General features: G+C 45.5%; 9 protein-coding genes and 1 pseudogene. 3 read left to right on the forward strand and 7 right to left on the reverse strand.

Annotated elements, in window-relative coordinates; translation table 11 throughout:
- Positions 1-148: 148 nt before the first annotated feature.
- Entirely contained in the window at positions 149-5,461 is a 5,313-nt protein-coding gene (locus EC604_RS07790) for a S8 family serine peptidase (protein ID WP_123063612.1), read from the reverse strand.
- A gap of 648 nt (positions 5,462-6,109) precedes the next feature.
- Positions 6,110-7,567 (reverse strand): alpha-L-fucosidase, encoded by a 1,458-nt coding sequence (locus EC604_RS07795; protein ID WP_123063613.1) that lies wholly within the window; start codon positions 7,565-7,567, stop codon positions 6,110-6,112.
- A gap of 119 nt (positions 7,568-7,686) precedes the next feature.
- Here EC604_RS07795 and EC604_RS07800 point away from each other — a divergent pair, with 119 nt between their 5' ends.
- Positions 7,687-8,517 (forward strand): AraC family transcriptional regulator, encoded by an 831-nt coding sequence (locus tag EC604_RS07800; RefSeq protein WP_123063614.1) that lies wholly within the window; start codon positions 7,687-7,689, stop codon positions 8,515-8,517.
- Between the two features lie 99 nt (positions 8,518-8,616).
- On the forward strand, positions 8,617-8,754 hold the full coding sequence (locus tag EC604_RS29850; protein ID WP_161556881.1) for a hypothetical protein: 138 nt from the start codon (positions 8,617-8,619) through the stop codon (positions 8,752-8,754).
- 154 nt (positions 8,755-8,908) lie between these two features.
- On the opposite strand, the gene EC604_RS07805 is transcribed toward EC604_RS29850, so the two are convergent.
- The gene (locus EC604_RS07805) at positions 8,909-9,202 is read right to left on the reverse strand and encodes a DUF3817 domain-containing protein (protein WP_123063615.1); all 294 of its coding nucleotides are present in this window, start codon (positions 9,200-9,202) and stop codon (positions 8,909-8,911) included.
- 273 nt (positions 9,203-9,475) lie between these two features.
- The gene (locus tag EC604_RS07810) at positions 9,476-10,444 is read right to left on the reverse strand and encodes a LacI family DNA-binding transcriptional regulator (RefSeq protein WP_123063616.1); all 969 of its coding nucleotides are present in this window, start codon (positions 10,442-10,444) and stop codon (positions 9,476-9,478) included.
- 164 nt (positions 10,445-10,608) lie between these two features.
- Between EC604_RS07810 and EC604_RS07815 the strand changes: the two genes are divergently transcribed.
- The gene (locus tag EC604_RS07815) at positions 10,609-12,042 is read left to right on the forward strand and encodes a glycoside hydrolase family 1 protein (RefSeq protein ID WP_123063617.1); all 1,434 of its coding nucleotides are present in this window, start codon (positions 10,609-10,611) and stop codon (positions 12,040-12,042) included.
- A 142-nt stretch (positions 12,043-12,184) separates the two neighbouring features.
- On the opposite strand, the pseudogene EC604_RS07820 reads toward EC604_RS07815, so the two are convergent.
- The 3 genes and pseudogenes from EC604_RS07820 to EC604_RS07830 form a co-directional block, all read right to left on the reverse strand.
- Positions 12,185-12,340 (reverse strand): annotated as a pseudogene (locus EC604_RS07820) (DapH/DapD/GlmU-related protein); the annotation flags it as partial.
- 155 nt (positions 12,341-12,495) lie between these two features.
- Positions 12,496-13,659, reverse strand: coding sequence for an MFS transporter (locus EC604_RS07825; RefSeq protein ID WP_123063618.1), 1,164 nt, complete (start codon positions 13,657-13,659; stop codon positions 12,496-12,498).
- 150 nt (positions 13,660-13,809) lie between these two features.
- Positions 13,810-14,562: a TrmB family transcriptional regulator gene (locus EC604_RS07830; protein ID WP_123063619.1), complete on the reverse strand. Its 753-nt coding sequence runs from the start codon at positions 14,560-14,562 to the stop codon at positions 13,810-13,812.
- Positions 14,563-14,660 lie beyond the last annotated feature (98 nt).

Consider the following 14,660-nt stretch of genomic DNA (forward strand, 5'->3'; position numbering starts at 1 on the left):
TTGTATGTGTGCATAGTTAAACCGCAAAAAACGGCAAGCCCTAATTACAGGCTTACCGTTTTTTATAATACGATGATATTATCTTAAAACCATCTTTCATTCCGATTCACTCAAAGCATTGGCAGGTTATGCTCTCTGACGGATCAGACTATGGTTCAAGACTTTCAGCGGGATTAGAGCCTGTATCGGTTGGGTCCGATTTCAGGTCACTCCCTGCCTCAGCTCCCTTCTCTGGAGCAGGTTGCCCTTCTGTTTTGTTTTCTCCTTGTTCTGCATGGACAAACAATTTTCCAGCAGCTTGAGCTTCAGCCTTGTTTCCTGCGGCATCCTGTGCCCGGATCACAATGACTCCACCTTCAAGCACAAGATTAGCAGGTGTTGTGTACGAACCTGTGTATACACCCGGTTCTGTTTCCACCAGAGCCACCTCTCCGGTACCCTCAGCGTTCAGATTCAGAGGCAATTGAATTCTGAATGAGGCTTGCAACCCCGGTTTGCTTTTGAATGAAACGTTGACACTCTCCCCTGATGTAATTCGTACATCTTCGGATGGTGTGATATCGGTAAGTTCAGGCACTTCTGTCTCAACGTATACCTTACGTGTTTCTGTCGTTTTATTTCCAGCAAGATCGGTTGCCACAATTGTGATGATGTTTTCACCCTTGTTCACCAGTACACGATGACTGAACTTTCTGTCTCTGTCGACCTGCACGGTCTGACCATTCACGGTGACTTTGTCGAGGAATTGTTCGACCACACTGCCTGTCACATGAACGACCTCGGTATTAATCCGGCTTCCTTCCGCTGGACTGACAACGTTCACTTGAGGTTTGGTCTGGTCAAGAATGATAATCACGGGAAGTGAACGTTCTGTCGTTTTACCATTAATGACGGCTTCTGCCGTAATTACATTAACACCCGCGCGCAACTTTACACCATGTGAGAATTTTCCGTTATTTACGGTTGTTGTTCCTGCAGCATCCTTGCCGTTGTAAAACTTGATCTGTGCTCCAGAAGCAGGCGATGTTCCGGATATTGTAAAGGTTGACTGATTGGTATACGTATTCGCTGGTGATGTAAGCACCGGTGCGTTTACCGGATACTTAACGACCGCACGAATCATGTAATTTCCTTCTTCAGCAGGAGATGCGCTCCATGCCCCACTCACGCGTTGCCAGCTACGCGCTGCGTAATCTCCGTCCTCGTCGGTAGCCAGACCAGGAGCAGCTGTACCCGCTAAACTCTGGATATAGACGATGTAGAAATCACCTGTCACAATAATTGGCTCAGGGAATTCCACAGAAGTCCACTGATCGTTCCGCAGTGCCGTACCATTGAACGGTCCTGCAAGCTTTTTGCCTGGTGCTCCACCAGCGCCTGATGCATCATAAACTGCGTATTGGAAAGCCGTGCCTCCAGGTACAGGCCACTCCGTATTCCAGAATCGGAACGAAGCTCCCGTGACTTGAGCTGTTTCGAGCTCCGGAGTCATTCGAACGGCCCATGCATTATCAGCTGCATTAAATGCTCTTGCATTCTCTGCTGTACCGTCGTCATAAGCAATTTCACCAGGGAAACCGATAAATGGTTTCAAAGCGATATTACTATCTACTGTACCGTTGCCCGGTACAGTCACCGTAACTTTATTGCTGTAATAGTCCGCTGCACGAACCGACAACGTGTAACTTCCCTCTAACACTTGAAGCGTAAAACTTCCGTCTGCTCCTGTACGAACCTCTGCTACTTTAGCATCCTCCACAACGAGCACAGAAGCATCCGCTATCGGTTGACCTGAGCGTTCATCCTTAACTACCCCTTTGATCTCTCCATAAGGGATCGTTTCCAGATTGAAATTGGCTTTGGCTCCGCCGCCGTCCGTGATGGTCACGGTTTTCGTTTGCGGATAATAACCGTACGCCTCCGCTTTTAACGTATACTCTCCTGCAACATGTGTGAAGCTGTACTTGCCTGTAGAAGAGTCTGTTTTCACAGAGCGTCCGGTTTCAAGCACGGTAACCGTTGCACTCGCCGGAAGACTTTGCGGCTGAACTGAACCTGTTCCCGGTTCTAGGACAGCAGGCTCCTGTTGTTTCGTCTTATTGAATTCTGCTTTGTCTGTTCGCGTGACTTTGTACCATGGATTATCATAGTCCGGTTTAGGTTTGTCACTTGAAAGCACAACGGCTTCATCCTTTGTTACCGTTGGTGCAGCAACACCCAGTACACGGAAATCATCGATAAACCAGCCCGTTCTCACCACACTGTTATCCGAGGTTAACCGGAAGCGGAATTGAACTTCGTTCCCCGTCAGTGCATTCAGTTCATAGAAGACAGGTGTCCACTGTTTTCCGTTAGTATTATGCGAGAATTTGCCGAGTTCCGTCCAGGTTGTTCCTCCATCTTTGGTTGCTTCGACATAACCGAAATCATATCCACCCTCAATCTCATACCAGTGATTAAAGGTAAGTGTCGCATCAGTAACATCCGTCAAATCAATCACCGGGGATACCAGCGAATAGTTAGAACCATTTTCATACGTGTTGTCGAGGTCGGTTGCCCACACATTAGGCGGGGATACCGCACTTAAAGGACCCGTCAACGGGATACCCCGCTCCCATTCATCCTTGGTTCCGGCGTGTGTCCATCCATTATCATCGTTTCCGTCAAACGAATCGATATAAATATCTTCCGGCACCTCTACCGTGATGGAAACCTCATTCGATTTCTCACTTTCATTGCCACTGTAATCAAGTGCCGCTACGGTGTAATAATACGTAGCGTTCGACTCCGTAGCCGTATCTGTATAAGAAGTTTTCTTCACCGTGCCGACAGCCTCATAACCGGAACCAGCCGTTTCGGAACGGTAGACCACATAAGATTCAAGATCCTCGTCATCCGAACCCGTCCAGTTCAGGGTTACGTTACCTAAAATATCCGAAGTTGCGGACAATGCTGAAGGCGTTTGTGGAGCAATATCGTCCAGTTCCTGCACTGCAAAGTCATCGATATACCAGCCAGCTTTCTGAACTGTAGCATCACTGGTCAGATTAAACTGGATGAACACCTGCTGTCCGGCATAATCACGCAGATCAATGTACTGTGTTTTCCATCCACCGCTCGTTCCTGTATAACTAAGCAGTTCCTCAAATACATAGTCGTTATCTTCAGAAGCAATGTATACTTTGCCAAAATCGAGATTATTCTCGAGATCATACCAATGCTTGAATGTTAACAGTGCCCCTTCAGGACTCTCGGTCAGGTCGATCGGCGGAGCAAGCAAGTACGCGTTGCTGTTAGGCAGATACGTGCCTTGCAGATTCGTAGCGATAACTTTGTCACCTGAATAAGCAGCCTTCGGTCCGCTCACAGGTGCCCCCCATACCCAGGTGCTTCCTGTACCGCCTGTAGTAAAACCAAGCTGATCTGCTTCAAAGTCCTGCAAGTATCCGGGTTTCACACCATTAGACACAGCAATGTTATATACCTTGCTCTCGAATCCATTGTTGCCATAATCATTCACTCGAATATAATACTCCACGCCTTCTGGTTCAATCAGGAAAGCCGGAATCGTCGCAGTATACGTACCCGCTTTACTGTCTCCTTCAATCCGATTCATTGGCAGATAGACGTACTGCTTCGTGCCTTTGGTTCTGGCAAAAGCTTCGACGGAAACCACCGCTACATTATCTGTCACATGTGCCGTTAAAGGAATGTCCAGACCCGTAAACGCCGTATTTACTGGCGTGTGCTCCAGCACCGGCTCTTCCAGGTCATCTCCAGCCGTAACAACTCTTCCAGAGACAGTGCCGATGCCTTCAAGAACCGAACCAACCGCATCCAGTGCGTTAATGATTCCGTGACCATAACCGTTGTTCGGGGTAACCGGAAAATTGCTATCGGTTCGCGGTGTCGCCGTATCCATGATGATCTGTTCCAGCTGATCCACGTTAAGGGAGTGGTTCGCTTGAAGCAACAATGCAGCGAGCGCAGTCGTATGCGGACCTGCCATGGATGTGCCGTTCCATCCACCTTCATATGTACCTCCAGGCACGGCTGAACGAATGTTCACGCCAGGGGCGGATACTTCTGGTTTGATCTCATTATACGGGGATGGTCCCAGCAATGAGAATGAACCTAAATTGCCGTTAATATCGGTTGCTCCTGTAGCAAAACTCTCAGGATAGTTGGCCGGGTTCGCAACGGAACCGGGACCGCCCGGATTGCCCAAACGTACATTCCCTGCGGAGAATTCAGGAAAAATCTGAGCATCACGCCAAGCCTGAACCATCGGTCTAAACCATTCGTCGAGCCCTGCTCCTCCGCCCCATGAATTGTTTACAACGTCCGGTGCGAGTTCAGGATGCAGATTGCCCTCGGCATCCACTGGAGCAATAAGCCATTGTCCGCCATCCAGAATAATGGCATCCGTTGTTTCCGGATTAAAAATACGCACTCCGATCCACTTTGCACCAGGTGCAACGCCGATCTGATTCGTGCCGTTTGCTTCGGAACCCACCATCGTTCCCATGGTGTGAGTACCGTGTCCGTCTGCATCGGCAGGAAGAGTGGCTCCGCTATGCGGATCGTACCAGCTTAGTTCCGGATCGACGACGTTGCCCGAAGCGTCCAGACCACGCCATTTACTGCGAAGCGCAGGATGCGTGTAATCCACGCCACTGTCCAGGTTCGCAACCACGATGCCTGTGCCATCAATGCCTCGCTCCCAGACTGCAGGCGCATTGATGTAGTCTATATTCCATTCCACATTTTCAGTCTGTTTCTTCACCTTGGAATCCGCTTCTTTGGTTGCAGTTCCTTGTGAAGCTGACTCTTTCGTTGTTGGTTTCTCCTTGACCGCCGGCTCTTTAGCCGGTGATTGGACGGATTCCTTCGCTGGCGAGACACTCGCTGGCTGCTTGCTTACTTCCGCCTTATCCAGATATCGCGTTTCGTTCGGTAGAATTTTCTCTACCTCTGGCAGCAACGCAATCTGTTCCATCACTTCTTTGGTACTGGTGACCGCGAGTGAATTCACGATAAAATAACTTTTATATTCTTTGACCTTCCCCAGGTCAATTTCCTTTTCCAGATAATTTTCGATCGAATATTGTGTTCGCGAAGCCGTTTCACGAAGTGAACTCACCACAGAATTCCGTACAGACAGCTTGGTTGCCGAAGGTGTTTCTTTGGCAATCGTTGCCTTTTCCATCGCTTGTTTGGAGACAGCCTTGGTATCCACCTGTTCCTTCATTTTGACAAGATAGGTGACATATTCGCTGCCTTCAAAGGCTTTAGTCAGTTTGGCATTCACTTTAGACGTTGAAACCTCAGCCAAGCCGGACTTCATATCGATTTTAGATGAGGATGAGTTCTGTGCAGAAACCGGAAGTGCCATTGATAATGCAAGGAGAAGCGAGAGCCCCATCGAAACGGGCTTGCGTAACGGTTTTAATTTAATCAAACTTTTCCACTCCTTTTACCCGGCTTTATTATTTGGTCTAGTACAAGTACCCTTCTCTGTGAATGGATGCAATTGTTGATTTTGTAGCGGTGTAGTGAGCATCATCAGACATTCTTTACTTCACCTTACTTACTTTCTTTTCATTTCACATACGGCCTCACCTCCTTTACAGGTTTGGTTAGGGGAACATAGGGAACTGAAACATATAAAAATTGTCCATAGGTTAAATAAATGTGAAAAAATAGTTCTACATAAGTCTTTGTACTGACTGAGATCATCAATAATTAGTGTGGGTGTCATAAGAGAGTAACTGGAATGTCGATAAGCATTCGTGTGGAGGATATTCGGAAGTGTTCGTAGAACGCCTGTCATGAAGTGGTAAGTGAATCTGGGTGATTCGTACGGGTTGAATAACAGATTACATCTTCAATTACATATAAAAGTTAAATTTAGGATTTAATTGGATTTTATTGGTATAGTATAGTTTCAAAGTGGGAACTGCACAAGTCCTTATTTGAAAAAAATAGAAAATAAGTCTATATCATGCTTTTGAGTATCTATTGTCTACACCTTCGACCTATACCTCTTTCGCATTTGCGCATAATCCACAAAAAAAAGAACCAGCTCTTACGCCGGCTCTTTTCACACTTAATCCAGATCAATTTTAAATACAACAGGTACATGGCTCTGCACACTTGTAGTGGTAATCGTTAATGAATCTTCATTCCGCTCCCAATTCGGCTGTTCCTCATATCCCAGAATCTGAACCTGCTCAATCATTCCATGAAAATGCGGAGAGCCTTCTTTCAACGATTGGATGTGCACGATTCCGTTATCCGGGTACACCATTACCGTCGCATACAGACTGCTGCCTTTTACCGTAAAGCGTATATCCTCACTTGTAAAAACCTTTGTATCCCCGTCCGTGAACTGACCTTCCTTCACCTCTGTAGGCCCTTCACCATAAGTACGCCAGAACGTGGTCTCGTAGATCGCCTCTCCGTTCACTTCCAGCCACTTCCCGATACTTAGCAGAATATTGCGATCCTCATCTGGAATCGTTCCGTCTGCGCGTGGCCCAATATTGAGCAGAAGACTACCATTTTTGCTGACAATATCCACGAGATCCCGGATAATCTCTTCAGCCGTTTTGTACTGGTTATTTTCCGTATAACACCAGGAATTTCTCGCAACTGCGGTATCCGTTTGCCAAAAATAAGGCTTCAGTTCCGCGAATTGTCCACGCTCCACATCGGGAACTGCTGTACCAAACATGAACGCATCATGCTTGTAATTGATGGCAACACTAATGTCCCATTCCTCGCCTTTATTATAGTAATACGCAGCAAACTTTTTCAGATAGGGCTTGAACGCCGCCGTATGAATCCACCAGTCAAAATAGAACACCCTCGGTTGATACTCATCTACCAGTTCACAGCATCGAATGAGCCAATCTTCCAGAAATTCATCCGAAGGCGGTGAGCCGTACAGGTCTTGAAAATCTGGCTCCGGCATGGCGGGCCAATAGAAATCCCCGCACTGCAACGGTTCCTTGATATCGGAATCAAATTCTTTACCATGAGACATGAAAAACCAGTGCTCAGCACGATGGGACGACACACAGAAGGTCAATCCCTGCTTCTCATAGGCAACTTTCATCTCACCTAACACATCACGTTTGGGGCCCATTTCATATGTGTTATAGTGAGAGATAGAACTTTTATACATCTGAAAACCGTCATGATGCTCGGCTACTGGCATAACGTATCTTGCACCTGCTTGTTTGAATAGAGTCGCCCATTCGTCTGCATCAAAGTTCTCTGCCTTAAACATTGGGATGAAATCCTTATATCCAAATTCCTTATGATCCCCATACACTTCAAGGTGGTGTTCATAAGCCTTGGACCCTTGAATGTACATATTACGGGAGTACCACTCACTGTCATAAGCAGGAACCGAATACACGCCCCAATGGATGAAAATGCCGAATTTCGCTTTTGGATACCACTCAGGAACGACGATTTCACGAAGCGAAGTCCAGTTATCCTTGAATTTTCCGCTAGCAATAATGGCATCGATATGTTGCAAATATTCATGTTTGTTCATGTGCTATCCCCATCCTTTCCTGGTTGACTACAGTTGTATTGTAGTGTGGCAGGATTCCGGTGCACATGCAGAACATTAACGATTAGATGGACGATAATAACCTTCAGGGAGATATGCTCATGGATCATCAAACACTGCTGACCAACTATTTGTCGAATCTGGAAGTAGATCTGTTCATGGTGAATTACAACCGCTGCGGCACGGATTGGAGAGATCTGGACTACACACCGGACTATAGCAAATTGTACTGGATTTGCGAGGGAGAGGGCTGGCTCCGTATCGGGGATCAGGAATATTACCCCAAACCAGGACAGCTTTTTTTGATGCCGGAAGGAATAAAGCAATCGTATTCAGCAATCAGTGACAAACCTTTTCTTAAATACTGGTGTCATTTTTCCGCTAAAGTCGGGGGGATCAATCTATTTCAGATTCTCCAATTCCCACACGTTGTGAACGTGGAACAGCCCGAACGATTTCAAGATATCTTTGGCAGTGTGTTAACCTATGCGAATTCCAATGAAATTTACGCCCATATGATGGCCAAGAGCAAGCTGACAGAACTGCTTTCCTATTACATCATGAACTTGGATGTGAACCAGATTACCTACTTGAACGTGCCCGTTGTTGAAAAATTATCCACCTTGCTCACCTATATTGATTCACATATTGAAGAGAACATGTCCGTTCAGGATTTGGCTAAGATGCTGCATATGCATCCGAATTATTTCATTCGTTTTTTCAAACAGCATATTGGCATGCCTCCTATTCATTATCTGACCAGTAGAAAAATAGATAAGGCCAAAGAGATGCTTCACTGCACATCTCTGACGATGACTCAAATCGCAGGCAATCTCGGATTCAGCGATTCGTATTACTTTTCCAGACAGTTCAAGAAACACACCGGATTGAATCCCACCGAATATCGCAAACAATCGACGGTAACCACTTAAATTTCAAAATATAGTTCAACTCCAAAAAAACATTCCCAAAAGTTTCAATTTTGGATTAAAATGGATTTGTGACATATTTCTGAAAAAGGAGGTTCGTATATGACGAAGAAGACACTCCTGCTCCTTGCTGCCCTGTTTGTTGTCTCCTCGTTCTCTGCTTTTGCTTCCGCGGCACCAACAGACAACGGGTATAGCGTGTTATCTGATCGGCAAACCGGGACCGTTAAACCAAGATAACGATTCATCGTTCCATGCTGGACATCAGGGTATACATAACTGACAGAATTCTAAATGTGCAAAAGCTTATACACAAACAACCTCCTGTTTTCTGTTCAGGAGGTTGTTCGTTCGCGTTACCTTGCAATGTGCACCATATACTATGTGTTGTTTGTTACTGCCAATCTCTTTTTCTGAGATAAGACTCAAACACAAATGTTCCAAAAGGGAGCAGACCCGCGAATAGGCCCATAATCCAAAGTGATATCTTCCACTTTTTGACCAAGCCTAGATGTACCAGTGCAATGAGATATAGAGGAAATAAAATACCATGAATCATCCCCAGTATGGCTACAGCTGAAGAGATATCCGCAAAATATTTGAGGGGCATGGCGATAAATACGAGTAGCAGAAGGGATATCCCCTCCCAAATACCTGCAATTCTGAAGCGACCTGTGACCGTGTTCATTCCGTGTGCTCTCACCTTTCCGCAAATCGTTTGTGAAATATGTAACTTGTAACATGACGCTTTACAACGCTGTATTCGATTCTCACACAACGTATGTAAGCTCCTTCCCCGTATTATAAAACATCAATCCGATTCAGATTTACTTTAAATTTGAATAATTGTTGAATAGAATCGATCTGTTTCACGCTGTACGAACGTTAATTCCATTCAGTAGGCATCAATCATAGGTCAAAACATAACATAAGAAATCAATATCATCCGTTTCGCTCACGCTCAAGTCGTTGCTCGTTCAATCAAACGGTATGCCAGTGATATCGCCTTATGTTCCTCGTTCCCCAGCACTCTCCACAAATGATAAAAAGCCTGTTTCGCTTGCTCCGCAATTGGATTATGGATCGTTGTCAGCTCGAGCACACGTGACAATTCAATATCATCAAATCCGATAATGGCGAGCTGATCTGGAACCTGTATGTTCCGTCTGCGAGCTTCACTCATGATGCCTATTGCCGCATAATCGTTGGAACACAGCACCGCTTGCGGTAGTTCGCCTCCCTCAACTATACGTCGCAAGGCTGTTTCCCCGTCTGATGAAGTGAATACGGAATATTGATATGCCTCACGCCATACGGGAAGCCCTTGGCTCGTCATGAATGTCTCATACGCTTCGCGGCGGCTTTTCGTATTCAGACTGTTACTACGGCCAAACACATTCGCAATACGTGTGTACCCTTTCGAAACGAGATGCTCCAGCGCCAGTCTATACCCTTGAGCCTGATCCATTGCAATCGAAGGAATCTCGTCGTTCCCCATACGTTGCCAGGACACTATCGGTCCATATTGCATATATGTTTTCAATTCGGCCGGATCATTCACACAAGTCACGATTAATAAACCATCCACGCGTTTACTTCGTAAATCCTCGAATGCCTGCAGCTCAATTTGTTTATCACTGCGTGACATGTATACAATCGTCTGAAATCCATAGTCCATCGCGGTATCCATAAATTGGTTGATAAAGGTCAAACTCAGTTCATCAATCATTGCAGTGACAATCCCGATCTGCTTCGTCTGCCCTGTAGACAACGAAATTGCATTTCGGTTCGGTATGTAGTCGAGCTCATTCATAATTTCGGTAATAATGCTTCTTGCTTCATCACTAACGTGCGGAGAACGGTTAATGACCCGGGATACCGTAGCCCTCGAATAACCGGAACGTTTCATAATTTCATCAAATTTGGACATCCCGATGCTCCTTTCCTGCGAATAAACGCCAAATATAGTATGCCTCATCTGCGCTGCAAAAGTAAAACTTGACGTGTAACCCGTTACAACGTGTAAGCTTTTTTGGAGAGAAATACGGTGAACGCAACACGTTCACCATGAATTAAATGAATGGAGCGATCTATATGAGTAAATCTTCGAATCACACGTATTCATTTCCTGAAAACTTTCTGTGGGGCGGTGCCATTGCGGCAAACCAGGCTGAAGGTGCATACAATCTAGGCGGCAAAGGTTTGTCCACACAAGACGTAGCTCCCCGAGGTGTCATGGGTTCGATTACGGAAGAGCCAACGGAAGACAATATGAAACTGATCGGTATCGACATGTACCACCGTTATAAGGACGACGTGAAGCTGTTTGCCGAGATGGGTTTCAAAGTGTTCCGTACTTCTATCGCATGGTCTCGCATTTTCCCCAAAGGGGACGAGCTTGAGCCGAATGAAGAAGGCCTTCAATTTTATGATAACCTGTTTGATGAATGCCGCAAGTACGGTATTGAACCGCTGGTCACGTTATCTCACTATGAGACCCCTCTGCACCTTGCCAAAGAGTATGATGGCTGGGTTAACCGGAAAATGATCGGCTTTTATGAGCGCTATGCAACAACGGTTTTTAATCGTTACAAAAACAAAGTAAAGTACTGGCTTACCTTCAACGAGATCAACTCTATCCTTGAATTCCCGTTCATGAGCGGTGGGATCTACACACCTAAGGAAAAGCTAAGCAAGCAAGATCTGTATCAAGCGATCCATCACGAACTCGTGGCCAGTGCCTCTGCCGTGAAGCTGTGTCATGAGATCATCCCTGATGCGCAGATCGGATGTATGATTTTAAGTATGCCGACGTATCCACTAACTCCGAATCCCGATGATGTCATCAAGGTAATGGAGTATGAACACAGCAACTATTTCTTCGGTGATATGCATGTGCGTGGACGTTACCCTGGATACATGAAACGTTACTTCCGTGAAAACGGCATTGAGATTCATATGGAAGACGGCGATCAGGAGATGTTGCTTAACACTGTGGATTTCATCTCTTTCAGCTATTACATGAGCACTTGTCAGACAGCCGATCCTGCCAAACAAGTGGCTGGTGAAGGAAATCTGATCGGCGGAATCCCTAACCCGTATTTGCCTGCAAGTGAGTGGGGCTGGCAGATCGATCCGCAAGGACTGCGCTATGTGCTGAATATGTTCTATGATCGTTACCAAAAACCGCTGTTTATCGTGGAAAATGGTCTTGGCGCAGTGGACGAGTTAATCACGGGTCCGAATGGCGAGAAAACCGTTGAAGATGACTACCGTATTCAGTACTTGAATGACCATCTCGTTCAAGTCGGTGAAGCGCTGGAAGATGGAGTAGACATTATGGGATACACCTCTTGGGGTTGTATCGATGTCGTGAGCGCCTCCACTGCGCAGCTGAAAAAACGTTACGGCTTCATCTATGTAGACCGTCACGATGATGGTTCAGGTACGCTGGAGCGTTATCGCAAGAAATCCTTCCACTGGTATAAAGATGTTATTGCCAGCAACGGAAATAGCCTGAAGCGTTAAGCTTCAAGGCGTAAACCTCAGGTTTAAACTTTAAAACGTAAACAACTTAAGCCCTTCTTTCGGCAGCATAATGTCAGGAAAGTCTAGCTCCAAGCTTGGCATTCTGACTGTTCTGCCGAGAAGGGTCTTTTTTCATATCCGGCTACTCTATATTAATCTCCCTAATGATTCTTGCGGGATTCCCGCCTACAATCATATTACCCGGCACATCTTTCGTAACTACCGCTCCCGAAGCAATAACCACGTTATCTCCGATGGTAACTCCTGGATTAATAATAGCCCTACCGCCAATCCATACGAAAAAACCTCTGTACTTCCGCAAAATGCTGGAAACACAAAGGTTCTATTTGATCTGCAATAAGGCAATAATCTTAGTTTAAAAAGCACCTTGAATGAATCACCGTGTTTGTTTTGGATATCGTTTTGAATATCTGTATAAGGAGCATTGTATACTCATGCGATCGCATGAGCATGTTTTTCTTTCATGCTAATGGCGAGAACGGCAAAACCAAGTCCAACACATACAAGGATAGAGCCAACCCATCCGGTGTTCATAATGGATGAGTGATCAATAACCAGACCGCCGATATAGGTTCCCAGTGCGATCCCCGCATGGGCTATACCTGAGTTCGTGCTAATCAGAATTTCAGATGTCTCAGGTGAGGTCTTAATAATCAGGCTATTTTGTACGGGTGTAACCGTCCAACTTAGAGCACCCCAGATACTTAACAGGAGCAGAAAAGCAATCAAAGGAAGTCCCGTGCTGAGAGGAATCACAGCCATACTGATCATGAACGGAACTAACACGATAATAATGGCTTTGGCGGGATGTAGTCGATCGGACAACATTCCCCCCATGCCTCCCCCTGCTACAGCGGCGAGTCCAAACATCATATAGATTAAGGTGATTGCCGTTGAACTGGCACCGATGGTTTCCTGCAGAAACGGGGTGAAATAAGCATATAACGTTAAATGCCCGGCCAGTACGAGCAGTGTAGTGATGTGAATCGCCAGCATTTTCGGATTCCATAGCGCCTTCAACTGATTTTTCAAACTCACGGCAGGAGCAGGTTGTACACGATCCATCGCAAGGCCAATCGCCACCATGACTAGCACGGTAAGAACCGCAATCAGCATAAATACTTCGCGCCATCCAAGCGCATTACCGATAAAGATCCCAATCGGTACGCCGAGAATCAGAGATGCACTTCCTCCCATCGTTATCGTACCCACCGCACGTCCTTTGTACTCCGGTTTAACGATGCGTGAAGCAAGCGTCAAGGATAATACAAAAATAAGCGAACCTGTTGCGGCTCCAAGCATGCGCCCTGCCATTAACATATAAAAGTTCACACTAAACGCCGAGATCAGATTGCTGATCAGAAATACGAATAACGTAACCATATATACCTTTTTACGCTCAAATCGGGCTGTCATATTGAGTAGTATTGGTGCGGATACCGCATAGACCAGTGAAAAAATGGAAATTAAATATCCGGCTTTCGCCAGAGACAGATGGAGATCCGTTGCAATCAGATCCAATATGCCTCCCAATATCAGTTCAACCGTTCCGACCACAAAGGCTGCAATGGCTAAAACATATACCTTTTTGTTCATCTTATAAAATCCCCCTAATGAGTTACAACTACGATAGTAACCCAATATAAAGAAAAGTTCAATGATTATTTCGAATTCATTTTCAGTATGTATCATCTTATTTACAAAAGAATTAAAACAAAAAAGACTATTCTTCGAAAGAATAGTCTTCTAGTAGATCAATCTCGTAAGCAAACGTTCAATTTCTTCGTCCTGCAATAGTTGATCCCCGTATTTTTTGGTGATCTGTGTCAGAGCCACATCGTGATAGAAATAATCCGTCATCGCTTTAACAATCGGTTTGGACATTGTCTTGATCGCTTTCCACGATTCATTTTCCAATCCAGCGAACAGCAGATAGGCATCATCTACAATAAGCAGCTGTGAAGGCTCTGGCGCATCAAGAAGCGGAATGAGCGAGTATTTGCGAGTCAGCGAACTTTCCATGCCTCCAACCGCAAGCACTTCTACATATACGCCCTGCTCCTCCTTTTGCTCCAGCAAATTGCGGTACGTCTCCATCCTTTCATTCCAGGCCAGAAAAAGGATCGACGAATCTGCTTCTTCAATCAACTGCTCGATGTTTGAGGCAATAGATGACTCATCCTTTAACGTCCAAATATGCTCATCCGTGAATGTTCGCTTGATTTTGTATTGTTTCAAGGAGTCGATATCCTTCTCGAAATCAAGCTTGATTTTGTGAATCACCGTTTGCAGATCCACCGCCATATATAGTTTTTTCTTGCCGTCCATCGTTGTCAGCACGATCCCCTTATCGATCATTCGATTAAGTACTTCATAAATTTTAGCCTTGGGTACATTCGAGGCGTTTACAATCGTTGTGGCATCCAGCGGCTCATCCTGTGCAAGTATCGCTTCATAGACCTGACTCTCATATTGGGTAAAACCGAATTTTTGCAGCATGTTTTGTTCAGAACGTCCTTTCGTTCTTAAGTGTGTAAAAGAATAGTTCAACTTGTATCTAGTTTAGAGACAAGTACAGCACCTGTCCAGTTTCATGG

It is taken from the genome of Paenibacillus amylolyticus, from assembly GCF_003719335.1.
Classification (GTDB): domain Bacteria; phylum Bacillota; class Bacilli; order Paenibacillales; family Paenibacillaceae; genus Paenibacillus; species Paenibacillus amylolyticus_D.